The sequence below is a fragment of the Streptomyces sp. CoH27 genome (assembly GCF_020181035.1).
GTDB lineage: Bacteria > Actinomycetota > Actinomycetes > Streptomycetales > Streptomycetaceae > Streptomyces > Streptomyces camelliae.
Window position 1 is genome coordinate 128,364 of sequence record NZ_JAIQYY010000008.1, and the last position, 26,401, is coordinate 154,764.

The window sequence follows — 26,401 nt, forward strand, 5'->3', positions numbered from 1 at the left end:
GTGGCACGCGGGGGCAGCCGGCGGGTGACATCGGGGTGAACGGCGGGCCCCTGTGATATCGAACACCAGGTCGAGTATGGCCCGCGCACACTCGGCACCCATACTTTTCCGGCCTTTTTGCCGACCCCGGCGCGCCCCGCACCCGCGGCCACCGATTCCGGTCGCGTGCCGCGGGCATACGACGATGATCCCGACGCCGTGATGTGTCGATCCGACCACGTCTACGACAGCGGAGGCACGACCGGTACGACACCTGCCCCGGCACGGCACACGCGCACCGCGCTCCCAGCGCCCCGGAAGGCACACGACCCCGCCCCCACCCGACCCGACCCGCCCACCAGCTCCGGCCCCCGGCTCCCCCGCCCCTCACTCCAGCCTCCCGGTCGAACTGTCGGCGCAGGCCGGACATCGGCCCGCCGGTCAGGCCCCACAGCCCCACCCACCTCTCGCCCGGCTCCCGACCGAGCCCTCGGCGCAGGCCGGGCGGGCGGCCGGGTCAGCCCAGCGGCTCCAGGAACCCCTGTTCCACCAGCAGCCGGATCTGTGCCGGTGTGCGATCGCGGAGCAGCACCGGGTCCTCACCCACGAGTTGGGCGATGGCGTCCAGGATGCGGCCGGCGCTGAGCGTGCCGTCGCACACGCCGGCGAAGCCCGCAGCGACCGTGTCCACCTTCGTGGCCCGGCGCATCCCGCGGTGCTGGCGCAGCACCACGTGCTCCGGGTCCTCTGCGCCGGGCAGGCCGACCTGCTCCTGGACCACCTCGGCGGCCAGCCTGAAGTGGCCTTCGAGCAGCGCCGCGTCGTCGTGTTCGCGGAGATGGTCGAGGCGCTCGAAGTGCGCCCGGATCGTGTCCCCGAGGGGCTGCTCGACCGGATGCGGCCACTCCTCCACGGTGACGACGGGCTCGGCGGACCCCGTACGGCGCAGGGTGATCCAGCCGAAGCCGACCGCCTTCACCTTGCGTGCCTCGAACTCGTCGAGCCAGGCGTCGTATCGCGCCTGGTACTCCACCGGATCCCCGCGGTGGTCACCGGCGTCCCTCAGCCACAGCTCGGCGTACTGCGTGACGTCCTGCACCTCGCGCTGCACGATCCAGGCATCGCACCCGCGCGGCACCCACGACCTGACTCTGTCCTGCCAGTCCTCCCCCTCCACGTGCTGCCAGTTGGCGAGGAACTGCGCGAACCCGCCCTCGTTCAGCCGTTCCCCCGCCTGCTGAACGAGCGAGCGGCACAGATCGTCCCCGCCCATCCCGCCGTCCCGGTAGGTGAGGCGGGTGCCGGGCGAGATGACGAAGGGCGGGTTGGAGACGATCAGGTCGAAGGTCTCGTCGTCCCGAACCGGTTCGAACAGCGAGCCCTCGCGCAGGTCGGCGGCGGGGGCGGCGGAGAGCGCGAGTGTGAGCGCGGTGATGTGAAGGGCGCGCGGGTTGAGGTCGGTCGCCGTCACGCGCGTGGCGTGCTGGGCGGCGTGCAGCGCCTGGATGCCGGAGCCGGTGCCGAGGTCCAGGGCGGACGCGACCGGCGTACGGACGGTGATGCCGGCGAGGGTCGTGGAGGCACCGCCGACGCCGAGTACGACACCCTCGTCGCGCTGCCCGATCCCGCCGGCTCCGCCCACCGCGCAGCCCAGGTCGGAGACGATGAACCAGTCCTCGCCGCCGGGGCCGCCGTAGGGCCGCACATCCACGGTCGCGGCCACCTCGTCGCCGCCCGCGCGCGTGAGCCACCCGGCGCCTAGGGCCTCCTCGGCGGGCAGAACGTGCGCCACGCGCGCGTACGGCACCGGTTGCTGAAGCAGGAACAGCCGTACGAGCGTCTCCAGTGGCGTGTCGCCACGGGTGGCGCGCAGGGCGGGCACGGTCTCGCTGCGGGCCAGCGCCGCGTACGCGGAGGCGCCGAGCAGGTCGAGCAGCCCGTCGGCGGTGAAGGAGGCGGCCAGCAACGCGTCCCGCAGGCGCGCGGCGGTCTCGGGCCGGTCGGAAGCGGGCAGGGAGGCGAGTCCGGAGTCAGTCACGTCCCCATTGTGGCCCGCGGCGGAGGCCCGGGGCCGACCGCGCGCGGGCCGTTCGCCGACGTCAGCCCCTCGTGGCCCGCGCCGTCCGTCAGCCGGTGGTCGACTGCGCCGTCGGGGACGCGGACACGGACGCGGCGGCGACCTTGCAACTGGGCTGCTGGGCCATCGCCTGCTTGACGTCGCCCTCCTCCAGCCGCTTCAGCGCCTCCGTGCCGTTGCTGCTCTGCTTGCCGACCTCGTCCGTCTGGGTGGCGGCGACGTCCTTGAGTCCCTGGGCGAACTTGCTCTGGTCCTTGGTGTCGAGCCCGTCGACCTTCTTCTTCAGGTTGACGTACGACGTGGAGAGGCCGACGAGGTTCTTGGCGGCGTCCTGCTGCCGCTTGGCGCCGTCGCCGATGCCGGGGGGCGCGCCGGCCTTGTCGATGGCGTCGGCGAGCGCCTGGTAGCCGTCGGCCAGATCCTGGAAGGCATGCGAGTAGGTCTTCTGGGCGCTCTGCGGCGGGAGGTTGCTGTCCGTGGCGATGGCCGCGATCGACGCGTTGGCCGCCTTGATCTTGGCGTCCTGTGCGGGCACCGCGTCACACACGGTCTTGGCCCAGGCGACCAGCTTGGGGTCGGGCCCCTTGCTGCCGCCGCCGCTGCTGCTGGTGCAGCCCGTCAGCGCCACCACCAGTACCGCACCGCCGGACAGTGCGGCCGTGAGCTTCTTGTTCACCGGATCGGTCCCTTCCATGGCTCTCGGCCCACGGACCCTACACGGCGGACGCACAACCCCAGCACCCCGTACGCACCCTAAAGCACTTTTTATTACCTTTTGCGCCATGGGAGACAAGGCTCACCACGTGGGCGAGCCCACACACGGATCCGCAGACGCGGGTGGGGGGGGGGCACGTCAACACGCGCCGCCCGCCCACCCGTTGCACAGGGCCTCTCGAACGAACCAGGAGTACGGCTACGAAACCACCGCCGTGTTGGGCGAGTTGGCGACCCGCTCGGCACTCTCGTCGTCGCCGACGGCGATGCCGCGCCGCTTGGAGATGTACACGGCGGTGACGATCACCACGAGCGCGAGGATCGCGATCAGGATCCGTACGCCGAGGTTCTTGTCGTTGCCGTAGGAGAACTTGATCACCGCGGGCGCGATGAGCAGCGAGACCAGGTTCATGACCTTCAGCAGCGGGTTGATCGCCGGTCCGGCGGTGTCCTTGAAGGGGTCGCCGACCGTGTCGCCGATCACCGTGGCCGCGTGGGCGTCGCTGCCCTTGCCGCCGTGGTGGCCGTCCTCCACCAGCTTCTTGGCGTTGTCCCAGGCGCCGCCGGAGTTGGCGAGGAACACCGCCATCAGCGTGCCCGCGCCGATCGCGCCGGCGAGGTAGGAGCCGAGCGCGCCGACGCCGAGCGTGAAGCCGACGAAGATGGGCGCCATCACGGCGAGCAGACCTGGTGTGGCCAGCTCCCGCAGGGCGTCCTTGGTGCAGATGTCGACGACACGCCCGTACTCGGGCTTCTCGGTGTAGTCCATGATCCCGGGGTGCTCGCGGAACTGCCGCCGCACCTCGAACACCACTGAACCCGCCGAGCGCGACACGGCGTTGATGGCCAGTCCGGAGAAGAGGAAGACGACCGCGGCGCCCGCGATGAGGCCGACGAGGTTGTTGGGCTGCGAGATGTCCAGGGACAGGCTCAGCGGCGCGCCCGGCCCGGTGAGCTTCTCCCCGACGCCCTGCACATTGGTGGTGATCGCGTCGCGGTACGACCCGAACAGCGCCGACGCCGCGAGGACAGCCGTGGCGATGGCGATGCCCTTGGTGATGGCCTTGGTCGTGTTGCCGACCGCGTCCAGGTTGGTGAGCACCTGCGCGCCCGCACCCTGGACGTCGCCGGACATCTCGGCGATGCCCTGGGCGTTGTCGGAGACCGGCCCGAAGGTGTCCATGGCGACGATCACGCCGACCGTGGTGAGCAGGCCGGTGCCGGCCAGGGCGACCGCGAACAGCGCCAGCATGATCGACGTACCGCCGAGCAGGAACGCGCCGTACACGCCGAGCCCGATGAGCAGCGCGGTGTAGACGGCGGACTCCAGGCCGAGCGAGATGCCGGACAGCACGACCGTGGCCGGGCCGGTGAGAGAGGTCTTGCCGACGTCCCGGACTGGGCGACGGTTGGTCTCGGTGAAGTAGCCGGTGAGCTGCTGGATGACGGCGGCGAGCAGGATGCCGATGGCGACCGCGACGAGGGCGAGGATCCGCGGATCGCCGTCCTTGCCCCGGATCGCCGCGTCCGTCACGCCGTGCAGGTCGGAGTACTTCGAGGGCAGGTAGACGAAGACCGCGACCGCGACCAGCGCGAGGGAGATCACCGCGGAGATGAAAAAGCCGCGGTTGATCGCGGTCATGCCGCTGCGGTCGGCGCGGCGCGGGGCGACCGCGAAGATGCCGATCATCGCGGTGAGGACGCCGATCGCGGGCACGAGCAGCGGGAACGCCAGCCCGGAGTTGCCGAAGGCGGCCTTGCCGAGGATCAGCGCGGCCACCAGGGTCACGGCGTACGACTCGAACAGGTCGGCCGCCATGCCCGCGCAGTCGCCGACGTTGTCGCCCACGTTGTCGGCGATGGTCGCGGCATTGCGCGGATCGTCCTCCGGAATGCCCTGCTCGACCTTGCCGACCAGGTCGGCGCCGACGTCGGCGGCCTTGGTGAAGATGCCGCCGCCCACCCTCATGAACATGGCGATCAGGGCGGCGCCGAGGCCGAAGCCCTCCAGCACCTTCGGCGCGTCGGCCGCGTACACCAGCACCACACAGGAGGCGCCCAGCAGGCCGAGGCCCACCGTGAACATGCCGACGACGCCGCCTGTGCGAAATGCGATCTTCATCGCGGTGTGCGAGACGGTGGTGAGATCCTTTTCCGGTTCCCCCGGTGCCGGTGTGGCTTCCCGGGCGGCCGCGGCGACGCGCACATTGCTGCGCACGGCCAGCCACATGCCGATATAGCCGGTGGCTGCCGAGAAGGCAGCGCCGATCAGGAAGAACACCGATCGTCCGGCCCGCTGATTCCAGTTGTCCGCGGGCAGCAGCATGAGCAGGAAGAACACGACGACGGCGAATACGCCGAGCGTGCGCAACTGCCGGGCGAGATACGCCTTCGCGCCTTCCTGGACCGCCTCGGCGATCCGCTTCATGCTGTCGGTACCCTCGCCCGCGGTGAGCACCTGGCGCACCAGGACCCCCGCGACCACCAGCGCGGCCAGGGCGATCACGGCAATGGCGGCCACGAGGATCCGGTTGTGAGCGGTCAGGACCGCGGCCGCGAGGGTGACGGAGTGATCCGATGGAGAAGTAGAAAGCCCGGCCATTCGTCCTCCTTGACGCTTGGGCTGAGCTCAAGATGTGGACGGATTCTAGGTACCCCGGAGTGATCTCAACAGAGCGCGGTAAACGGAATTAGCCTCCACCGGGTCATCGGCAAATGATCGAGTTCCCGCCACTCCACCCGAATGGAGTAATGCCTTCAAAGCATTGCCGGTGATCGCCAATGATCGTGAATTCCTTCACGAATTCGTGTTCGCGCCGGAAAAACACCGAGGGCCCTGCTCGGCAGGGCCCTCGTGAAGTGGTGCGCGACGCTCAGAGAACGGCCGCCGACGGCGGTGCCGTCGGCCAGGTCATCCGGATGAGACCGCCGTCCTTGCCGGTGGTCACCTTCACGTCGTCGACGAGGCCGCTGATGACCGCGAGGCCCATCTCGTCCTCCTCGACGTCCGCCTCGACGTCCTGCGCGCCGCCGGGCGTGTCGCCCCGCGGCGTGGCGTGCGGGGCCTCATCGCCGACCTCGATGGAGAACTGCTTCTCCTCCTCGATCAGCGCCACCTTCACAGGTGCCGAGATACCGACGCTCTGGTGCAGCCCGACAGCACGGGAGCAGGCCTCGCCGACGGCGAGCCGGACCTCGTCCAGGACGGCCTCGTCCACTCCGGCCCTGCGTGCCACCGCGGCCGCCACCAGGCGGGCGGTCCGGACATGCTCGGGCAGCGCGCTGAAGCGGAGTTCGACGGTGGCCATGCATCCCCCTCGCGAAACGGGCGTGCGGTCGGGGGCGGGGCCGCCGAGCGCCCGCACCCCAGATGTACTTCTGTGTCCGGGTCACCTCATCGGCCCGGACGGGACCGTCCGGTGTCGGGCTCCCGGCGGAAGCCCGACACCGGAGAGCGGTCCACGGTCAGTCGGTGGCCTGCACCGCGTCCTCGACCGAGGTGTGGATCGGGAACACCTTGGTGAGGCCGGTGATACGGAAGATCTTGAGAATGCGCTCCTGGTTGCAGACCAGGCGCAGCGAGCCCTCGTGGGCACGCACCCGCTTCAGGCCGCCGACCAGCACGCCGAGCCCGGTGGAGTCGAGGAAGTCCACGCCCTCCATGTCGACGACGAGGTGGAAATTCCCGTCGTTCACCAGCTCGACCAGCTGCTCGCGCAGCTTGGGCGCGGTATACACGTCGATTTCGCCACCGACTTTGACGACCGTACGATCGCCGACGGTCTCGGTCGACAGGGACAGGTCCACGGGTCCTCCAGCACCTTGCTATCGAGCGGTCGTCCCTCGGGCATCTCGGCTTGCGGCCCCCGGGACGCTTCGCCAGCCGCGATGGCATTCAATCACTTACCGGCAGGCGTGCACGACGCCTTGGCCCCATTGTCCGTCACGCCAGTGACACACTCGGTGCCGATGGCCAAGAATCACCGATCCGATCGATCCCCGGCGGACCCGGCATCCCGCCCGTCTCCGAGCGCGGTCCTGGACCGGCTCGCCTCCGGGCCGAGCCGGGCTGCGCGCATCACTCATACGGAGCACTTGCCCCCGCGCGCGGGCCGCCATGCCGTCTGGCCTGACCGGATTCGGTCCGAGGTGATCGCGGCCGTGCAGGAGTGCGGCATCGAGCACCCCTGGGCGCACCAGGCGCTGGCCGCCGAGCACGCCCTGGACGGCGACTCGGTGGTGGTCGCCACCGGCACCGCCTCCGGCAAGTCCCTCGCGTACCTCGTGCCCGTCCTGTCCGCCCTCCTGGAGGGCTCCGAGGCGCCCACCCAATGGACGCAGCAGCGCGAAGCGCTTCCACGGGGCGGTGGCGGGCGACGGGTGGGCGGGCGTGGCGCCACCGCGCTCTACCTCGCCCCGACCAAGGCACTCGCGGCGGACCAGTGCCGGTCGGTGAAGGAACTTTCACAACCCCTCGGCAACGCCGTACGCCCGGCCGTGTACGACGGTGACACCCCGGTCGAGCAACGGGAGTGGATCCGCCAGTACGCCAACTACGTCCTGACCAACCCCGACATGCTGCACCGCGGGATACTCCCCTCCCATCCGCGCTGGTCCTCCTTCCTGAAGGCGCTCAAGTACGTCGTCGTCGACGAGTGCCACACCTACCGGGGCGTCTTCGGCTCGCACGTCGCCCAGGTACTGCGCCGCCTGCGCCGCCTGTGCGCCCGCTACGGCTCCTCGCCCGTCTTCCTGCTGGCCTCGGCGACCGCCGCCGAGCCGTCCGTCGCCGCCCGCCGGCTGACCGGTCTGCCGGTGGTCGAGGTCGCAGACGACGCCTCCCCGCGCGGGGAACTCGTCTTCGCTCTGTGGGAGCCCCCGCTCACCGACCTGCACGGCGAGAAGGGCGCCCCCGTCCGGCGTACCGCCACCGCTGAGACCGCCGACCTGCTGACCGACCTGACCGTGCAGGGCGTGCGCTCGGTCGCCTTCGTACGGTCCCGGCGCGGCGCCGAGCTGATCTCGGTCATCGCCCAGGAGCGGCTGGCCGAGGTCGACCGCTCCCTGGTCCGGCGGGTCGCGGCCTACCGGGGCGGCTACCTCCCCGAGGAGCGGCGCGCCCTGGAACGCGCCCTGCACTCCGGCGAACTCCTCGGCCTCGCCGCCACGACGGCCCTGGAGCTGGGCGTGGACGTCTCCGGCCTGGACGCGGTGGTGATCGCCGGCTATCCGGGTACGCGCGCGTCCCTGTGGCAGCAGGCGGGCCGCGCGGGCCGCTCCGGACAGGGCGCCCTGGCGGTCCTGGTCGCCCGCGACGATCCGCTGGACACCTTTCTGGTCCACCACCCGGAGGCCCTGTTCGACCAACCGGTGGAATCGACGGTCCTCGACCCCGACAACCCCTACGTCCTCGCCCCGCACCTGTGCGCCGCCGCCGCGGAACTGCCGCTCACCGAGGAGGACCTGGACCTCTTCGGCCCCGCCTGCGCGGATGTGCTGCCGCAGCTGGAGGCCGCGAAGCTGCTGCGCAGACGGACCAGGGCCTGGCACTGGACCCGCCGGGAGCGGGCCGCCGACCTGACCGACATCCGCGGCGCGGGCGGCAGCCCCGTGCAGGTCGTGGAGGCCGGCACCGGCCGCCTGCTGGGCACGGTCGACGCGGCCGCCGCGCACGCCACGGTCCACGAGGGCGCGGTCCATCTGCACCAGGGCCGCACGTATCTGGTGCGCTCGCTCGACCTGGAGGACTCGGTCGCCCTGGTCGAGCAGGCCGATCCGCCGTACTCCACGGTCGCCCGCGACACCACCTCGATCTCCGTCCTGGAGACGGACACCGAGATCCCCTGGGGCTCCGGCCGCCTGTGCTACGGCTCCGTAGAAGTCACCAACCAGGTGGTCTCCTTCCTCCGCAGACGCCTGATCACCGGTGAAGTGCTCGGCGAGACCAAACTCGACCTCCCTCCGCGCACACTGCGCACGCGCGCGGTGTGGTGGACGGTCACCGAGGACCAGCTGGACGAGGCCCGGATCAACCCGGAGATCCTCGGCGGCTCCCTGCACGCCGCCGAACACGCCTCGATCGGCATGCTCCCCCTGTTCGCCACCTGCGACCGCTGGGACATCGGGGGCGTGTCCGTCCCCCTCCACCCCGACACCCTCCTTCCGACGGTCTTCGTCTACGACGGCCACCCCGGCGGCGCGGGCTTCGCCGAGCGCGCCTTCCACACCGCCCGCACCTGGCTCACCGCCACCCGCGAGGCCATCGCCTCCTGCGAGTGCGAGGCCGGCTGCCCGTCCTGCATCCAGTCCCCCAAGTGCGGCAACGGCAACGACCCGTTGCACAAGCGGGGCGCGGTCCGCCTCCTCACGGTGCTGCTGCGGGGAGCGCCGGACGAGAAGCCCGGGGAGGGATCGACTGCGGGGACGCAGGGGGAGCCTGGGCAGACGTCCGTGGTGGGGCCGCAGGAGAAGCCTGAGCAGGCGTCCTTGGCGGGGCCGCAGAAGGAGCCTGAGCAGGCGTCCTCGGCGGGGCCACAGAAGGAGCCTGAGCAGCCGCCGGAGGAGCCTAAGCAGACGTCGGAGGGGCCTGAGCAGACGTCGGCGGTGGCGCCGCAGGAGGAGTCGGCAGCGGCATCGCAGGGCCCGCTCTCGACCTGACCTCCGCCGTGAACGGTCCGCTTCCCGACGCCACCGTCACGTCCGAGGTCTCGCCCACGATCGCGCACCGCACCAGCCGTACCCCCTGGGCCGCCGCCACCCGCTCGGCCCGGGCGCAGGCCGCCGCCCCGCCCTCGGCCCAGTGGTCCGCCGCCGCGAGCGCCGCCAGATCCGCGCCGCCGGCAGCACGATGCCGGACGACGACGGCGTGCCCGAGCGCGAGCACGGCACCGAACACCGCGCACAGCAGGGCGATCACCCCGAGGCTCCACACCGTGGCGGACCCCCGATCCCGACCGGAACACGGCCGACCTCGCCCCTGTCCCGGCGCCGGCTCCCGCTCCCTTGCCCTCTCCGCCCTCCCCGCCGCCTCTAGCCTCCCCGCCGCCTCCGGCCTCCCCGCCGCCTCCAGTTTCCTTGCCGCCTCCGGCTCACAGCCCGCCCGGCCAGGGAGGCCGATCCGCCGCCTGCCGTACGCGCGCGTGGGACCGCAGACCGGCTCGTCCCCCTCTCTCACGGCCCCTCCTCCCTCGCTCCCACCGTCTCCTCGGCCAGCGCCACGGCCTGTTCGCGGACCTCGAAGGGCAGCCCGCTCAGCACCGGCGGCCTGGCCGTCACCGTGACCCGGACCTGGTCGCCCGCGCGCTCCACGGTCACGCGTGCGCCGCGCGGCGCCGCATCCCGGGTCACCGTCACCACCGCGTCGGCCGGGTCCTGCCGGGCGGCGGCCCGGGCGCCGGTGCGGGCCGCGTCCACGCACTGGATCTGCGCCGCCACCACGAGCAGCCCCCAGACCAGCGCCATCGTGAACGCCACCAGCACACACAGCACCACGGCCGTCTCCGCGGTCACGAACCCCCGGTCCGCCCCTCGCTCACATCCGCGCACTGAGGGCCCTCTTCACGATGTCCTGGAGCTCCGCCCGGACCTCGCCGCTGGTGACGACCTCGTAGAGCAGCAACGCGAATCCGACGGCCGCGATGATCCCCATCGCGTACTCCGACGTCACCATGCCGGCGTCCTTCCGGCACCTGCCCCGCAGCCGTACCGCCGCCGCGACTTCCTTGATCTTCCTGTTCATTCCAACCCCCGTGAGGTTCAGGTCATTTGTGCTCATGCGCGTGGACTCACTTGCTCGTGTTCGCCGCTGTAGAACTCACCCGCCTCCCCTCACCCCGCCCGCGAGTCCGATCACGACGGGGAGCACCCCGACCGCGATGAAGGCCGGCAGGAAGCACAGACCGACGGGCGCGGAGATCAGTACGGCGGCGCGCCGGGCCCGGGCCGTCGCCGTGCGGGCCCACTGCGCACGGGCGTCCGAGGCGAGCCGGGCAGCGGGGCCCGCCGCGGGCAGCCCGGACTCGTCGGCCCGCTCCAGCAGCCGCGCCAGCGCTCCCGCACCGGGCAACGCGGCCAACCGGCGCCAGGCGTCCGCCGGTTCACCACCGAGCCGCACCTCCGCCGCGCCCCGCGCCAGCGCCTGGCCGACGGACCCGCCGAGCGCCTCCCCCACCGCCTGGGCAGCGATCACCGGTCCGGCGCCGGCCGCGATGCAGGCGGCCAGCAGATCGGCAGCGAGCGGCAGTTGCTGTGCGGCCGCGGCGGTGTCCACCCGCTCCGCCGAACCGGCCGCCGTCTGCCGGCTCCGCCATCGCCACAGCCCGGCACCGACGACCAGCCCCAGGACGACACCGGTCGGGCCACCGACCAGCACCCACACGCCACACCCGGCCCCGGCCGGCGGCAGCCACCGCCACAACGCGCCGACGACCTCGAACGACCGCCTCGACCCCGGTGCGTCCAGCGCCAGCAACTCGGCCACCCGCCGCCGCGCCCGACTACGCCGCCGCACCAACTCCAGCCACCGAACCCCCCAGCCGAGTCCCAGCACCACGACGACGACCATCCCCACCCTGTGGACAACTTCCCCGCTCATACCGCCCGTTCTCCTCGCCCGTTTCCGCACTGCCCACCAGCACCGGCTCACTCCGCACCCCGCCCATACGCCCCGCTCACACTGCCTCCTTCCGCCCCTCACGCCGCCTCCGCACCCCGCACGATCCGCACCGCCCACCCCATCCCGGCCGCCTCGAAGGCCACGCCCACCGCGAGGCAGCCCAGTCCTGCGCCGGTGTGCAGAAGTACGTGGAGCGGGGCGGCGCCCATGGCCGTGCCGAGGAGGAGACCGAGGGCGGGCAGGGCGGCGAGCAGGACCGCCGTGGCCCGGGCTCCGGCCAGCTGGGCACGCAGGTCGGCGCGTTGGTCCCGTTCAGCGCGCAGTGCCGTGTCCAGCCGGTCCAGGCCGGCCGCGAGTCCGGCGCCCTGGTGCACGGCCACCCGCCAGCACGCGGCCAGTCCGAGCAGCCCCTCGGCACCCGGTTGCCGAGCGGCCGCGGCGAGCGCTGCGGGCACGTCCCCGCCGAACCGCGCCGCCGCGACGACGGCCGCCTGTGCGTCCCCGAGCCCGCCCGTGTCCCACGCGGCCCGGGGCAGCGCCTCACCCGGCTGCCGTCCGGCGCGCACCTCCCCGGCGAGGGACCCGCACAGGGCGATCACCGCGTCCGCCCGTCGCTCCCGGTCCCGCCGGGCCTGCCGGGCCAGCCGCACCCGGCGCAGCACCGGCACCCCGGCCACCCCCGCGACGACCGGAATCACCGAGGTGCCCAGCACCGCGAGCAGCAGCCCGGCCGCGAGCGCACACCACTCAGCACCCAACCGGCCACGCAGTCGCCGCAGTTCCGCGCTCACCTGTTCCCAGGAGGTCGGTCCGGTCGGCACCACTCCGCCGCCCGCGAGCAGCAGCCGCGCACGCCGCATCCCGTGATGCCGCCCGCCCTGCAGCCAGACCAGCGCCCCGAGACAGACCAGCGCCGCACCCAGAGACGTCTCACCGACCCCACTGATCACATCAGTCACCTCTCCCAGTCACCTCTCCCAGTCACCTCTCCCAGTCACCTGTTCCGGTCACCTGTCCCGCTCGCCTCTCCCCCTCGGCCCTCAGTCCTCCTCGAACTCCCCCGCTGGACCGAGCAGTTGCCGCAGCCGCTCCCAGCCCCGCTCCCGGACGAAGGCCCGCTCGCCCCAGCGCAGCGCGGGCACCGTCCGCACCAGTCCCGCACCGTCCCGCTCCAGCACATGCACCTCGGCGATCCGGCGCCGCCCGGAGCGGTCCCGTGCGAGGTGCAGGACGACGCAGAGCGCGGCCGCGAGCTGGCTGTGCAGGGCGGCCCGGTCGAGCCCCGCGGCCGTGGCCAGTGCCTCCAGCCGGGCCGGGACGTCCGCGGCGGCGTTCGCGTGGACCGTGCAACAGCCGCCCTCATGGCCGGTGTTCAGGGCCGCGAGCAGATGCACGACCTCGGGTCCGCGCACCTCGCCGACGACCAGTCGGTCGGGCCGCATCCGCAGCGCCTGCCGGACGAGGTCCTCCAGGGTGACGAGGCCGGCGCCCTCCTGGTTGGCGGGCCGGGTCTCCAGCCGGACGACGTGCGGGTGGTCCGGTCGCAGCTCGGCCGAGTCCTCGGCGAGCACGATCCGTTCGTCCGCTCCGACCAGGCCCAGCAGGGTGCTGAGCAAGGTCGTCTTGCCGCTCCCGGTGCCGCCGCTGACGAGAAAGGAAAGCCGGGCCGCCAGCAGCGCCCGCAGGATCCGGTCGCCGCCGGGCGGCACGGTGCCGGCCGCGACCAGTTCCTCCAGGGTGAACGCCCGGGGCCGTACGACCCGCAAGGACAGGCATGTGCAGCCGACGGCGACCGGGGGCAGCACCGCGTGCAGCCGGGTGCCGTCGGGCAGCCGGGCGTCCGCCCACGGCCGGGCGTCGTCCAGGCGCCGTCCGGCCACGGCGGCCAGCCGCTGCGCGAGGCGGCGTACCGCCGCCGGGTCGGGGAAGGTCACCGGGGTCAGCTCCAGGCCGCCGCCGCGGTCCACCCAGACCCGGTCCGGGGCCGAGACCAGGACGTCGGTGACGTCCGGATCGGCGAGCAGCGGCTCCAGCGGGCCGCTGCCGACCAGTTCGCTGCGCAGGTGTGCGGCCGCGCCGAGGACTTCGGCGTCACCGAGCACCCGGCCCTGTTCGCGCAGGGCCTGCGCCACGCGCGCGGGGGTGGGTTCGGCGCCGCTCTCTGCCAGCCAGCGCCGGACGCCGTCGAGCAGGGCGGCGCCGTCGGCCCGGTCGAGTCCGGGGAGCGTCATCGGGTGCCTCCGGCCTCGACCAGCGCCCGCTCCCAGAAGGCCGTGCAGAAGCGGGCGAGCGGGCCGCGCCCGGTCGCGCCGGGCGGCTTCGCGCCGCCCTGGGGGCGCAGCAGTGCCGGCTCGACCGGGACCTCGCCGGCCAGCGGCAGACCGAGCAGCCGGGCCACCTCCGTGGCGTCCAGGCCGGGCGCGTACGGCCCGCGCACGGCCACCCGCACATCGCGTACGACCACGCCGACGGCGGACGCCACCCGCCCGGCGGCCGCGACCGCTCGCAGCTCGGCGGGGACGACGAGCAGGGCCAGGTCGAGCTGGGCGAGGGCTTCGGCGACGCCGTCGTCGAGGCGGCGGGGCAGATCGACGACGACCGTGCCGCCGCGCCGCCGGGCTGCGGCGAGCACTGCGCGCACCGCCTGGTGCGGGACGGCGACGCAGTCGCCGCGGTCCCAGCTGAGCACGCGCAGCGCGTGCAGCTCCGGCAGCGACTCCTCCAGCGCGCCGCCGCCGACCCGCCCCCGGGAGGCGGCGAAGGCGGGCCAGCGCAGCCCCTCGGCGCTCTCCCCGCCGAGGAGTACGTCGAGTCCGCCGCCGAGCGGATCGGCGTCCACGAGGAGGGTGCGCAGTCCCTCGCGCGCGGAGGTGACGGCGAGGGCACACGCGAGCGTGGACGCGCCGGCCCCGCCGCGGCCGCCGATCACCCCGACGGTGAGGGCCGGGCGGCCGACGCCCTCGGCGACGTCCGCGATGCGGTCGACCAGCCACTGCTCGCCGTCGGGCAGCATCAGGACGTGGTCGGCGCCGATCTGGACGGCTCGTTTCCACACCCCCGAGTCGTCCTGGTCCCGGCCGACCAGCACCACTCCGCGGCGGCGCGCGGCCCCGCCGACGCGCCGGGCGGCGTCATCGCCGACCAGCACGAGCGGGGCCGTCGCCCAGCCGTCGCCGTGGTCCGGGACGCAGGGATGGACCTCGGGTGTGGCGCCGGCGGCCGCGCACAGGCGCAGCAGGTCGTCCAGGAGTTCGGCGTCCTCGGTGACGATCAGCGGCCGGCCCGGCCGGTCCGAGGTGGCGGGCGGCGGGTCGTGGGTGACGGTTCCGGTCACGAGTGTTCCCCCTTCGCTGCGTGGGCCGCGCAGCCCCTGCGGCCCCGCGTTTCCCAAAGATGTGGAGAACCGGCAAGCAGGCCTCCATATGAACGGCCGACGGAAACCGGCCATACGCACTCCGGCAATCGGAACCGGCCATGAACTCGCCCCGGCCGCGGTGCGCTGGAATCACGGTGCAGGGAACGGCGAAATAATGTGGATCTTGGTCGAAAACTGTGGACAACTCCGGGCCTGTGAATATCTCCATCACCCATACCGGTGACGCCTGTACCGATCCCTGTGCGACTTCCACAGAGCAGCCTGGAGATTACCGTGAGTAACGGATCATGGGCATGTCGAAGCGACGGCCGCTGCGGCGCCGGAGCGGCCGTACGGTCGCGGAAGGAAGGGGAAAGAGGGTGAAAACCCGTCCGGACATGCGACGACCCCCGCCGGGGGGGAGAGCGGGGGTCGTCCCCACGGCCGACTCGGGGGGGGAGGAGTCGGACCGGGTTAGCACGGTCGCGAACGATCCGTGACTTCCATGGTGTACCCGAGAGCCCTCTCAGGCAAACCCACGCGCCCCACCTTACGCCGAATGGTGGGCGCCTATGCTCAGGGACGTGGAAAACCACTCCTTGCCCCGCGCGGCAGCCTTCTTTGACCTGGACAAGACGGTCATTGCGAAGTCGAGCACGCTCACCTTCAGCAAGTCCTTCTACCAAGGCGGGCTGATCAACCGCAGGGCCGCGCTGCGTACCGCCTATGCCCAGTTCGTCTTCCTGGCCGGCGGCCTGGATCACGACCAGATGGAGCGCATGCGCGAGTATCTGTCCGCCCTCTGTCGCGGCTGGAACGTGCAGCAGGTGCGGGAGATCGTGGCCGAGACGCTGCACGACCTGATCGACCCGATCATCTACGACGAGGCGGCCTCCCTCATCGAGGAGCACCACACGGCCGGACGAGACGTGGTGATCGTGTCGACCTCGGGCGCCGAAGTGGTCGAGCCGGTCGGCGAACTGCTGGGCGCCGACCGGGTGGTGGCCACGCGCATGGTCGTCGGCGAGGACGGCTGCTTCACCGGGGAGGTGGAGTACTACGCCTACGGCCCGACCAAGGCCGAGGCGATCCGCGAGCTGGCCGCGTCCGAGGGGTACGACCTCGACCGCTGTTACGCCTACAGCGACTCGGTGACCGATCTGCCGATGCTCCAGACGGTCGGACACCCGCACGCGGTCAACCCGGACCGCGCACTGCGCCGCGAGGCACTCGCGCGCGGGTGGCCGGTTCTGGAGTTCCGCCGGCCCGTCCCGCTCAAGAAGCGACTGCCCGCACTGTCGGTTCCGCCCCGCCCCGCGCTCGTCGCGGCGGCGGCGATAGGAGCGGCGGCCGCGACCGCCGGCCTCGTCTGGTACACCAGCCGGCGCCGGAGCACCGCCTGAACGCCGCCCGTTTCACCCGCGTTTGAACCTGAAAGTAAAGAAGTGCGGGCAGGGGTTCCGCTTCCTCCCGGCTCGCGGTAGAAAGAACATAGGCCCGCGAGACCAAAGGACATCCGCGAGGATCACCTACCACTACGCACTTGGCCCACGGACCCCGCATGAACACCGGGCACCCACGCGACGTCGACCCGTCGATTACGGGCCAGCAGCACCAGGTGACGGGCAAAGTCCCCGACCTGATGGGCACATATCGAGGACGCTTGGTAACCCGATGAGCATGCCAGCGGCGGTACGAGCACTCGTACCGCCGCAACCCGTGTCCGGCCCCGCGGCGCCGCCCTCGTCCGCTCAGGCCGCGCCGCGCTGCAGCGCCTCGCACACCGCCGTCGACTCACGCACACCCAGCTCGACCGCCTTCCCGCAATGGGCGATCCAGGCAGCCATGCCCTCGGGGGTACCCGAGACATATCCGTCCAACGCGGCCAGATAGGAGGCGCGGCCCAGTTCGGCGTGCCCGACCTCGGCCGGGCAGATCGCCTTCGGATCCAGGCCGCTGCCGATCAGCACGATCCGTTCGGCCGCGCGCGCGACGAGCCCGTTGTGGGACACGAAGGGCCGCAGCGCGAGCAGTTCGCCGTGCACCACGGCGGCCGTCACCAGCGCGGGCGCCGACGTTCCGGCGATGATCAGGTCCGCGAGCCCCTCCAGCCGGCCCGAGACCTCCGCGGCATCCGGCAGCGGCAGTTCGATCAGCGGCTCGTCCACCGGCTCGCCGGCCTGGCGCGGCCGGCCGACCTCCTCGCCGCCACTCGCCGCGGCCACCAGATGCAACCGGGCCAGCACCCGCAGCGGCGACTGACGCCAGATCGACAGCAGCTGCCCCGCCTCGGCCGACAGCCGCAGGGCGGCGCCCATCACGCGCGCCTCGGCATCGCCGCTGAAGTCGGTACGCCGCCGCACCTCCTCCAGGGCCCAGTCGGCACCGGACAGCGCCGCGGAGCCGCGGGCGCCGCGCAGGGCCGCCTCGGCGGTGATCTCGGTGCTGCGGCGCCGCATGACCCGGTGTCCGTAGACCCGGTCCACGGCCTTGCGCACGGACTCCACGGACTCGGCCACACCGGGCAGCGAGCCCAGGGCCGCGAGCGGATCGGCGGTCGCGCCTGTCTTACTCATGAGTACGACCCTACGCACCTCTTCGGCCGACCCCTCGAAGGAGTGGTCTTCTTCACTTCCACCTGACACATACAGCTATCACCCGACTACCGTTGGTGAACATGAAAATTGCTTTCGTCGGGAAGGGCGGCAGTGGCAAGACCACACTCTCCTCCCTCTTCATCCGCCATCTCGCGGTCACCGGCGCCCCGGTGGTCGCCATCGACGCAGACATCAACCAGCACCTCGGCCCGGCGCTCGGCCTCGACGAGGCGGAGGCGGCCGCACTGCCCGCCATGGGCGAGCGGCTGTCGCTGATCAAGGACTACCTGCGTGGCGGCAACCCGCGCATCCCCTCGGCCGCGACGATGATCAAAACGACCCCGCCCGGCGAGGGCTCGCGCCTGGTGCGCGTGCGCGAGCCGAACCAGATCTACGACGCCTGCGCGCGTCCGGTGGAACTCGACGGGGGCGCCGTCCGTTTGATGGTCACCGGCCCCTTCACGGACGCCGACCTGGGGGTCGCCTGCTACCACTCCAAGACGGGAGCAGTGGAGCTGTTCCTGAATCACCTCGTCGACGGCCCCGGCGAGTACGTCGTGGTCGACATGACGGCGGGTTCGGACTCCTTCGCCTCCGGCATGTTCACCCGCTTCGACATGACGTTCCTCGTCGCCGAGCCGACCCGGAAGGGGGTCTCCGTCTACCGCCAGTACAAGGAGTACGCCAGCGACTTCGGCGTCGCCCTGAAGGTCGTCGGCAACAAGATCCAGGAACAGGACGACATCGACTTCCTGCGCGCGGAGGTCGGGGACGACCTGCTCGTGACGGTCGGGCGCTCGGACTGGGTCCGCGCCATGGAGAAGGGCCGCCCGCCCCGGTTCAACCTCCTGGAAGAGGCCAACTCCCGTGCCCTGCACACCCTCAAGGACGCAGCGGACGCCACGTACGAGCTGCGGGACTGGGAGCGCTACACCCGCCAGATGGTGCACTTCCACCTGAAGAACGCCGAGGCCTGGGGCAACGAACGCACCGGGGCCGACCTGGCAGCGCAGGTCGACCCCTCCTTCGTGCTCGGCGAGAGTGTGGCAACTCCGGTCTGACGCCTACTGCCTGACCGCCGGCGCCCCGGGCACGCCCTTGGGCGCCGGAGCCGGACCGCCGGAAAGGAAGGACGCCCAGCTCTGCCGGGGCGCCTCACCCACCTTCAGGGTGCGCAGCTTCTCCAGGGTCTTCGGGTCCTGGGCGTCCAGCCAGTCGGCCAGCTGGTGGAAGGACACGCAGCGCACGTCCGGCTTGTTGCACACCTCCTTCACCGTGTCCTCGACGGCGCGCATGTACGTGCCGCCGTTCCAGGACTCGAAGTGGTTGCCGATGATCAGCGGCGCGCGGTTGCCGTCGTAGGCCCGGTAGAAGCCCTTGACGAGGCCGTCGCGCATCTGGTCGCCCCAGTAGTCGAACTTGTCGGGGTCGCCCTGGGTCTGGGTACCGGACTGGTTGACCATGAAGTTGTAGTCCATGGTCAGCTGCTCGAAGGTGTGCCCGGGGAAGGGCACCAGCTGCATCGACAGGTCCCACAGGCCCTCCTTCTTCTTGGGCCAGACCTGGTTGTTGACGCCGCTGGAGTCGTAGCGGAAGCCCAGGTCGTGGGCGGCCTTCATGAAGTTCTTCTGGCCTTCGAGACAGGGGGTGCGGGCGCCGATCAGCTCCTTGTCGTAGTCGAAGGGCAGCGGGGCCGCGTTCTTCATGCCGCTGTTGGTCTTCCAGGTCTTCACGAACTGCTTGGCCTGGGCGATCTCGCTCTTCCACTCGTCCACCGACCAGGTGCCGACCCCGCCGTCGGGCCCGCAGAAGTGACCGTTGAAGTGGGTGCCGATCTCGTTGCCCTCCAGCCAGGCCAGCCGTGCCTGCTTGACGGTGTCGGCGATCCCCTGCTCGTCGTTGAAGCCGATGTCCGAGCGCCCCGGCGAGTGCTGCGGGGGCTTGTAGAGGTCACGCTTGTCCTCCGGCAGCACGTACACGCCGCTCAGGAAGTACGTCATGGTCGCGTTGTTCTCCTTGGCGACCTTGCGGAAGTGCGAGAACAGCTTCTGACTGTCCTCGCCCGCGCCGTCCCAGGAGAAGACGACGAACTGCGGTGGCTTCTGACCGGGCTTCAGCCGCTCGGGCCGGGGCAGATGCGGCTGCGCGCCGGTGTACGCGGTCGATCCGTCACCGATCAGCCGGACCACGCTCTTGGGCGGCGCCGGCGCACCCTTCGGCGGACCGGACACCCCTTCCTTGGAACCGTGGGAGCCGGTCGCGCAACCGGCGAGCGACGAGGCGCAGGCCGCGGCGACCACGACGCCGACGGCGATCCTCTGGGTGGCGGTCATGCTCCGCCCACCTTCTTCCTTCTCTCGGACAGACGCTGACGATGGCCGTTTTCTGGTGAAGTGCCGGGCTTGCACCGACAGTGCGGCCAAGGTCGCACGGGACCGGGAAGGGATTAGTACGACAAGCCGATCGATTGATTACTTCACTCACACGGGGGATCAAATGCGCTATTTACCCCGAAAAACTATGCCCTTTCTTTACTTTGCGTTACTCTTAATTTACTGACAGTGCTCCATCCCGCCCCAGTCCGCGACCACGCCGCCCCGGAGGAGACGGGACCATGCCGATCTGCGCACCCCCTCACACCCAGCACCCCCACCCGCCGCACAGCCCGCCGACCGGGCGCCGTCGGCGCTTCCCTGTCGGGACCGCCGACCTGTCCGCGTCCGTCGCGGTCTTCCTGATCGCCCTGCCCCTGTCCCTCGGCATCGCCCTGGCCACCGGCGCCCCGCTCCAGGCCGGTCTCGTCGCCGCGGCCGTGGGCGGGCTCGTCGCCGGCCGGCTCGGCGGCTGCCCGCTCCAGGTCAGCGGGCCCGCCGCCGGACTCACTGTCGTCACCGCCGACCTGATCCACCGCTACGGCTGGCGGGCGACCTGCGGCATCACCGTCCTCGCCGGACTCGCCCAGCTCGCGCTCGGCTGTCTGCGGGTGGCTCGCGGCGCGCTCGCGGTCAGTCCGGCGGTCGTGCACGGCATGCTCGCCGGCATCGGCATCACCATCGCCGTCGCCCAGCTGCACATCGTCCTCGGCGGCAGCCCGGACAGCTCGGTCGTCGCCAACCTCCGTGCACTGCCCACCCAGTTGGCCCGGCTGCACCCGGGCGCCGCGTCGATGAGCGCGCTCACGCTCGCCCTGCTGCTGGCCTGGCCCCGGCTCCCCGGCCGGACCGGACGGATGCTGCGCAGGGTGCCGGCCGCCCTCGTCGCCGTGACCGGGGCCACCGTCACAGCAGCCCTCGCCGGACTCGACCTGCCCCGGGTCGATCTGCCGTCCTGGCGCAGCCACGCCCTGGCCGGGCTGCCCGAGGGACCGGTCCTCGGCATCTCCGCCGCCGTACTCACCACCACCCTGGTGTGCAGCGTGCAGTCGCTGCTCGGCGCGGTGGCCGTGGACAAGCTGGTCGCCGCCCGCTCCGGCCCGGTCCCCCGCGTCGGCCGCTCCGACCTCGACCGGGAGCTGCTGGGCCAGGGCGCCGCCAACATCGTCTCCGGGGCGCTCGGCGGGCTGCCGGTCGCGGGGGTGGCGGTGCGCAGCACGGCCAATGTGAACTCCGGTGCCGAAAGCCGGAACTCCACGATGCTGCACGGCGTTCTCGTAGTAGCCGCCGCGCTGCTGATGGTCCCGGTCCTGGAGGAGATCCCGCTCGCCTCCCTCGCCGCCCTGGTGATGGCCATCGGCATCCGGATGGTGTCCCTGCACCACATCCGCACGGTGACGCGCCACCGCGAAGTGCTGGTCTACGCCGCGACCACACTCGGCGTGGTGCTCCTCGGCGTCCTCCAGGGCGTGGCCCTCGGAGTCGCCGTGGCGGTCGCCGTCGCCCTGCACCGCCTCGCCCGCACCCGCATCACCCATGACCAGCAGGAAGGAGTCCATCACGTACGTGTCCGAGGCCAGTTGACGTTCCTCGCCGTGCCCCGGCTCAGCAGAACCCTGCAGCTCGTACCCCAAGGCGCCCACGCCGTAGTGGAGTTGGACGGGTCGTTCATGGACCACGCGGCGTACGAGTCCCTGCAGGACTGGCGCGCCGCCCACACCGCGCGCGGCGGTACGGCCGAGCTGTCGGGCCGGCGCGGCGGAATCCGGACCGCCACCAGGCTCACCCCGACCGGCTCCGCCCCAGCCGACACCACCTGGACCACCCTGACCGACACCACCGGCTCCACCCTGACCAGCGGCACCCTCGACGCCACCGCCCCGGCTCGGTCCGCCCCGTGCCCATGCCGCCCCTGGACGCCCTGGCGCAACCACCAGCAGTGCGCCACGGGGAGGCCGTCCGGCCCGGCGGGGCAGGCGCCGGGGCAGCAGGCGGAGCGGGCGGCGAGACGGGAACTGGCGCGTGGCATCAGCTCGTTCCAGCGTCACACTGCGCCGCTGGTGCGGGCGGAGCTGGCCCGGCTCGCCCGGGAGGGCCAGCGCCCCGCGCAGCTCTTCCTGACCTGCGCCGACTCCAGGCTCGTCACGTCGATGATCACCGCCAGCGGCCCCGGCGACCTGTTCGTCGTCCGCAACATCGGCAACCTGGTCCCACCGCCGGGCGAGGAGCACGGCGACGACTCGGTGGCGGCGGCCATCGAGTACGCGGTGGAGGTGCTCGGGGTGCGCTCCATCACCGTGTGCGGGCACTCGGGATGCGGGGCGATGCAGGCGCTGCTGTCCGACGCGCACGGTGCCAGGGGGGCCGCCGAGACCGCGGCCGGCGGGTCCGGGTCCGGGTCCGGGTCCGGGTCCGGGTCCGGGTCCGGGTCCGGGTCCGGGTCCGGGTCCGGGTCCGGCGAGACCGTACCTGGCGAACCCAGGCCCGTCGAGACCGCAGCCGGCGAGTCCGGGTACGCCACAACCGCATCTGCCGGCCCCGGGTCCGCCACAACCGCATCCGCCGGCCCCGGGTCCGCCAGAACCGCATCCGCCGAACCCGGGGCCGCCACAACCGCATCCGCCGGACCTGCCTTCGCCGGCGCGCCGACCCCCCTGCGCCGCTGGCTCCGGCACGGGATGCCGAGTCTCGCCCGGATGGACCGGGACCGCCACAGTGGGCCCCGGCTGGCCGGGCGGGCGCCGGCGGACGCGGTCGAGCAGCTGTGCCTGGTCAACGTGGTGCAGCAGCTGGAGCATCTGCGGGCGCACCGGCCGGTCGCCCAGGCGCTGGCCAGGGGCGAGCTGGAGTTGCACGGGATGTACTTCCACGTGGCTGAGGCGCAGGCGTATCTGCTCGCGGAGGCGGCAGGAGACAGGGTGTTCGAGGACGTCAGGGAGGGCGTCGCCGTGGAAGCGGAGGCGCGCGAGGCGGTGTGAGCCACCGAATTCGGAACAGGTCTAAACCAATTTTTCCGACGACCCTTGTCATGGGGCCCCACGTCTGATGAGCTGTGGCCTGGGACACAACGGACACCCTTCGAGAGGGAGATGTCGTGAGCAACGAGAGCCTGGCCAACCTGCTCAAGGAAGAACGCAGGTTCGCGCCCCCCGCCGACCTGGCCGCGCACGCCAACGTCACGGCGGAGGCGTACGCACAGGCCAAGGCTGACAGGCTCGGCTTCTGGGCCGAGCAGGCCCGCCGGCTGACCTGGGCCAAGGAGCCGACCGAGACGCTGGACTGGTCGAACCCTCCGTTCGCGAAGTGGTTCGAGGACGGCGAACTGAACGTCGCCTACAACTGTGTGGACCGCCACGTCGAGGCCGGACACGGCGACCGGGTCGCCATCCACTTCGAGGGTGAGCCTGGCGACAGCCGCTCGATCACCTACGCGGAGTTGAAGGACGAGGTCTCCAAGGCGGCCAACGCCCTTCTGGAGCTGGGCGTTCGCAAGGGGGACCGGGTCGCCGTCTACATGCCGATGATCCCGGAGACCGCGATCGCGATGCTGGCCTCGGCCCGGATCGGTGCCGCGCACTCGGTCGTCTTCGGCGGCTTCTCGGCGGACGCGCTCGCGACCCGCATCCAGGACGCGGACGCCAAGGTCGTCATCACCTCCGACGGCGGCTACCGGCGCGGCAAGCCGTCCGCCCTCAAGCCCGCCGTGGACGAGGCGATCGGCAAGGTCGACAACGTCGAGCACGTGCTGGTGGTGCGCCGTACCGGGCAGGACGTCGCCTGGAACGACGAGCGGGACCACTGGTGGCACGACCTGGTCGAGCGTCAGTCGGCCGAGCACACCCCGGAGGCGTTCGAGGCGGAGCACCCGCTGTTCATCCTCTACACCTCCGGCACGACCGGTAAGCCCAAGGGCATCCTGCACACCTCCGGCGGCTACCTCACCCAGGTGGCGTACACACACCACGCGGTCTTCGACCTCAAGCCGGAGACGGACGTGTACTGGTGCACGGCCGACGTTGGCTGGGTCACCGGGCACTCGTACATCGTCTACGGCCCGCTGGCCAACGGCGCCACGCAGGTCATGTACGAGGGCACGCCGGACACCCCGCACCAGGGCCGGTTCTGGGAGATCGTGCAGAAGTACGGCGTCACGATCCTCTACACCGCGCCGACCGCGATCCGGACGTTCATGAAGTGGGGTGATGACATCCCCGCGAAGTTCGACCTGTCCTCCCTGCGCGTCCTCGGCTCGGTGGGCGAGCCCATCAACCCCGAGGCGTGGGTCTGGTACCGCAAGAACATCGGCGCGGACCGCACGCCCGTCGTGGACACCTGGTGGCAGACCGAGACCGGCGCGATGATGATCTCGCCGCTGCCCGGCGTCACCGAGACCAAGCCCGGCTCCGCACAGCGCCCGCTGCCCGGCATCAGCGCGACCGTCGTCGACGACGAGGCGAACGAGGTGCCCAACGGCGGCGGTGGCTATCTGGTGCTGACCGAGCCGTGGCCGTCGATGCTGCGCACCATCTGGGGCGACGACCAGCGGTTCATCGACACCTACTGGTCCCGGTTCGAGGGCAAGTACTTCGCCGGTGACGGCGCGAAGAAGGACGACGACGGCGACATCTGGCTGCTGGGCCGGGTCGACGACGTCATGCTCGTCTCCGGGCACAACATCTCCACCACCGAGGTGGAGTCGGCGCTGGTGTCCCACCCGTCGGTCGCCGAGGCGGCCGTCGTCGGTGCCGCCGACGAGACGACCGGCCAGGCGATCGTCGCGTTCGTGATCCTGCGCGGTACGGCTGCGGAGACCGAGTCGCTCGTCGGCGAGCTGCGCGACCACGTGGGCGCCACGCTCGGCCCGATCGCCAAGCCCAAGCGGATACTGCCGGTGGCCGAGCTGCCGAAGACCCGTTCCGGCAAGATCATGCGCCGCCTGCTGCGCGACGTGGCCGAGAACCGCCAGCTCGGTGACGTCACCACGCTGACGGACTCCACGGTCATGGACCTGATCCAGGCCAAGCTGCCGGCCGCGCCCAGCGAGGACTAGGCACAACGGCGGCGAGGGCGCCCGGTGTCACTACCGGGCGCCCTTTTTCGTTCGCCTCACTAACCTCCAGCGTCAAAATCCGGTAAAGTGGCAGCCTCAGGGTGTGCCGGGAAGTCTGGTCGGCGACGCCGCCGGCGATCCCGCACGACGGCGTGATCATCGCCGTACCGACCCGGAGGTCCCCGCCGTGGCCGCGCCCCGCACCCAGAAAGCCCCCCGCAAGGCCCTCGGACGGCTCTCCCTGCCCGAGCGGGCCATCGTCGCGGACGCGCTGCGCACCGAGACCGTCGGCGGTGTCCTGCTGCTTCTCGCCGCCGTCGCGGCCCTCGTCTGGGCGAACATCCCGGCTCTCCACCACAGCTACGAGACCGTCAGCCACTTCCACCTCGGCCCCGGCACGCTCGGCCTGAACCTCTCCTTGACCCACTGGGCCGCCGACGGCCTGCTCGCGGTGTTCTTCTTCGTCGCCGGCATCGAGCTCAAGCGCGAACTGGTCGCCGGGGACCTGCGCGAACCCAGAGCCGCCGCGCTGCCCGTGGTCGCCGCGCTGTGCGGCATGGCTGTACCGGCGCTCGTCTACACCCTCACCGCCGTCACCGGGCACGGCTCCGCGCAGGGCTGGGCGGTGCCCACGGCGACCGACATCGCCTTCGCGCTCGCCGTCCTCGCGGTCATCGGCACCTCCCTGCCCAGCGCCCTGCGCGCCTTCCTGCTCACCCTCGCGGTCGTCGACGACCTCTTCGCCATCCTGATCATCGCGGTCTTCTTCACCGAGCGGCTGAACTTCGCCGCCCTCGGCGGGGCCGTCGCCGGGCTGGTGGTCTTCTGGCTGCTGCTGCGCAAAGGCGTGCGCGGCTGGTACGTGTACGTTCCGCTGGCCCTGGTGATCTGGGCGCTGATGTACAACAGCGGCGTGCACGCCACCATCGCCGGTGTGGCCATGGGCCTGATGCTGCGCTGCGCCACCCGCGAGGGCGAGCAGCACTCCCCGGGCGAGCACATCGAGCACCTGGTGCGGCCCCTGTCGGCCGGGCTCGCCGTACCACTGTTCGCGCTGTTCAGCGCCGGGGTGAAGGTCTCCGGCGGGGCACTCGGGGACGTGTTCACCAAGCCGGAGACGCTCGGCGTGGTGCTCGGGCTCGTCGTCGGCAAGACGCTCGGCATATTCGGCGGCACATGGCTGACCGTCCGCTTCACCCGCGCCTCCCTCAGCGAGGACCTCGCCTGGGCCGACGTCTTCGCGGTGGCCTCGCTCGCCGGGATCGGCTTCACCGTCTCCCTGCTCATCGGCGAGCTCGCCTTCGCCGGCGATGCCGTCCTCACCGACGAGGTGAAGGCCGCCGTCCTCACCGGATCGCTGATCGCGGCGGTGTGGGCGACGGTGCTGCTGAAGATACGCAACGGCAAGTACCGCAGGCTGTGCTCGGAGGAGGAGCGCGACGACGACCTCGACGGCATCCCGGACGTGTACGAGCAGGACGACCCGGCGTACCACCTGCGCATGGCCGAGATCCACGAGCGCAAGGCCGCCGAACACCGGCGGATCGCCGCCGAGCGAGCCGCCGAGCGGACGGCCGCGGCCCGCCACGGGCTTGCGGAAGTGGCGGGCGGGGCAGGCGAGGACGACGACCGTCCGGCATGAT

General features: G+C 71.9%; 20 protein-coding genes. 6 read left to right on the forward strand and 14 right to left on the reverse strand.

Translation table 11 applies throughout. From position 1 onward, the window contains the following. Positions 1 to 496 precede the first annotated feature (496 nt). The 5 genes from LE548_RS14735 to bldG form a co-directional block, all read right to left on the reverse strand. On the reverse strand, positions 497 to 2,017 hold the full coding sequence (locus LE548_RS14735; RefSeq protein ID WP_225097276.1) for a class I SAM-dependent methyltransferase: 1,521 nt from the start codon (positions 2,015 to 2,017) through the stop codon (positions 497 to 499). Between the two features lie 88 nt (positions 2,018 to 2,105). Next, complete coding sequence (locus LE548_RS14740; protein ID WP_225097277.1) at positions 2,106 to 2,732, reverse strand: small secreted protein; 627 nt, start codon at positions 2,730 to 2,732, stop codon at positions 2,106 to 2,108. Positions 2,733 to 2,969: 237 nt separating this feature from the next. Next, positions 2,970 to 5,372, reverse strand: coding sequence for a sodium-translocating pyrophosphatase (locus LE548_RS14745; RefSeq protein ID WP_225097278.1), 2,403 nt, complete (start codon positions 5,370 to 5,372; stop codon positions 2,970 to 2,972). 271 nt (positions 5,373 to 5,643) lie between these two features. Further along, a complete protein-coding gene (locus LE548_RS14750; protein ID WP_225097279.1) occupies positions 5,644 to 6,078 on the reverse strand; it encodes an ATP-binding protein in 435 nt (144 codons plus the stop codon). 157 nt (positions 6,079 to 6,235) lie between these two features. Continuing rightward, positions 6,236 to 6,577: an anti-sigma factor antagonist BldG gene (gene bldG, locus LE548_RS14755; RefSeq protein ID WP_225097280.1), complete on the reverse strand. Its 342-nt coding sequence runs from the start codon at positions 6,575 to 6,577 to the stop codon at positions 6,236 to 6,238. An 81-nt stretch (positions 6,578 to 6,658) separates the two neighbouring features. On the opposite strand from bldG, the gene LE548_RS14760 reads away from it, so the two are divergent. Beyond that, on the forward strand, positions 6,659 to 9,427 hold the full coding sequence (locus tag LE548_RS14760) for a DEAD/DEAH box helicase (protein WP_225097281.1): 2,769 nt from the start codon (positions 6,659 to 6,661) through the stop codon (positions 9,425 to 9,427). Here the strand turns inward: LE548_RS14760 and LE548_RS14765 are convergent. The 7 genes from LE548_RS14765 to ssd form a co-directional block, all read right to left on the reverse strand. Next, positions 9,336 to 9,701 (reverse strand): Rv3654c family TadE-like protein, encoded by a 366-nt coding sequence (locus LE548_RS14765; RefSeq protein WP_225097282.1) that lies wholly within the window; start codon positions 9,699 to 9,701, stop codon positions 9,336 to 9,338. The genes LE548_RS14760 and LE548_RS14765 overlap by 92 nt on opposite strands. A 239-nt stretch (positions 9,702 to 9,940) precedes the next feature. Beyond that, positions 9,941 to 10,279, reverse strand: a complete 339-nt coding sequence (locus tag LE548_RS14770; protein ID WP_308030181.1) for a TadE family type IV pilus minor pilin — start codon at positions 10,277 to 10,279, stop codon at positions 9,941 to 9,943. 22 nt (positions 10,280 to 10,301) lie between these two features. Next, complete coding sequence (locus LE548_RS14775) at positions 10,302 to 10,508, reverse strand: DUF4244 domain-containing protein (protein ID WP_225097284.1); 207 nt, start codon at positions 10,506 to 10,508, stop codon at positions 10,302 to 10,304. 75 nt (positions 10,509 to 10,583) lie between these two features. Beyond that, entirely contained in the window at positions 10,584 to 11,363 is a 780-nt protein-coding gene (locus LE548_RS14780; protein ID WP_225097285.1) for a type II secretion system F family protein, read from the reverse strand. Positions 11,364 to 11,461: 98 nt separating this feature from the next. Continuing rightward, a complete protein-coding gene (locus LE548_RS14785) occupies positions 11,462 to 12,343 on the reverse strand; it encodes a type II secretion system F family protein (RefSeq protein WP_374116094.1) in 882 nt (293 codons plus the stop codon). Between the two features lie 81 nt (positions 12,344 to 12,424). Continuing rightward, the gene (locus LE548_RS14790; protein WP_225097286.1) at positions 12,425 to 13,615 is read right to left on the reverse strand and encodes a TadA family conjugal transfer-associated ATPase; all 1,191 of its coding nucleotides are present in this window, start codon (positions 13,613 to 13,615) and stop codon (positions 12,425 to 12,427) included. Continuing rightward, the gene (gene ssd / locus LE548_RS14795; RefSeq protein ID WP_225097287.1) at positions 13,612 to 14,718 is read right to left on the reverse strand and encodes a septum site-determining protein Ssd; all 1,107 of its coding nucleotides are present in this window, start codon (positions 14,716 to 14,718) and stop codon (positions 13,612 to 13,614) included. The genes LE548_RS14790 and ssd overlap by 4 nt, the downstream gene beginning before the upstream one ends. Positions 14,719 to 15,311: 593 nt before the next feature. On the opposite strand from ssd, the gene LE548_RS14800 reads away from it, so the two are divergent. Continuing rightward, positions 15,312 to 16,142: an HAD family phosphatase gene (locus tag LE548_RS14800; protein WP_225097288.1), complete on the forward strand. Its 831-nt coding sequence runs from the start codon at positions 15,312 to 15,314 to the stop codon at positions 16,140 to 16,142. A 348-nt stretch (positions 16,143 to 16,490) separates the two neighbouring features. Here LE548_RS14800 and LE548_RS14805 read toward each other — a convergent pair whose 3' ends face one another. After that, the gene (locus LE548_RS14805) at positions 16,491 to 17,315 is read right to left on the reverse strand and encodes a Fic family protein (RefSeq protein WP_225097289.1); all 825 of its coding nucleotides are present in this window, start codon (positions 17,313 to 17,315) and stop codon (positions 16,491 to 16,493) included. 101 nt (positions 17,316 to 17,416) lie between these two features. Here LE548_RS14805 and LE548_RS14810 point away from each other — a divergent pair, with 101 nt between their 5' ends. Beyond that, a complete protein-coding gene (locus LE548_RS14810; RefSeq protein ID WP_225097290.1) occupies positions 17,417 to 18,397 on the forward strand; it encodes an ATP-binding protein in 981 nt (326 codons plus the stop codon). Between the two features lie 3 nt (positions 18,398 to 18,400). Here the strand turns inward: LE548_RS14810 and LE548_RS14815 are convergent, their stop codons facing one another. Next, positions 18,401 to 19,669, reverse strand: a complete 1,269-nt coding sequence (locus LE548_RS14815; RefSeq protein ID WP_225097291.1) for a hypothetical protein — start codon at positions 19,667 to 19,669, stop codon at positions 18,401 to 18,403. A 281-nt stretch (positions 19,670 to 19,950) separates the two neighbouring features. Between LE548_RS14815 and LE548_RS14820 the strand changes: the two genes are divergently transcribed. The 3 genes from LE548_RS14820 (at position 19,951) to nhaA (ending at position 26,400) form a co-directional block, all read left to right on the forward strand. Further along, positions 19,951 to 22,686 carry a SulP family inorganic anion transporter gene (locus LE548_RS14820; protein ID WP_225097292.1) on the forward strand — a complete coding sequence of 912 codons (2,736 nt, stop codon included), beginning with the start codon at positions 19,951 to 19,953 and terminating at the stop codon, positions 22,684 to 22,686. Positions 22,687 to 22,802: 116 nt separating this feature from the next. Then, complete coding sequence (gene acs, locus LE548_RS14825; RefSeq protein WP_225097293.1) at positions 22,803 to 24,758, forward strand: acetate--CoA ligase; 1,956 nt, start codon at positions 22,803 to 22,805, stop codon at positions 24,756 to 24,758. 187 nt (positions 24,759 to 24,945) lie between these two features. Then, entirely contained in the window at positions 24,946 to 26,400 is a 1,455-nt protein-coding gene (gene nhaA, locus LE548_RS14830; protein WP_225097472.1) for a Na+/H+ antiporter NhaA, read from the forward strand. Position 26,401 lies beyond the last annotated feature (1 nt).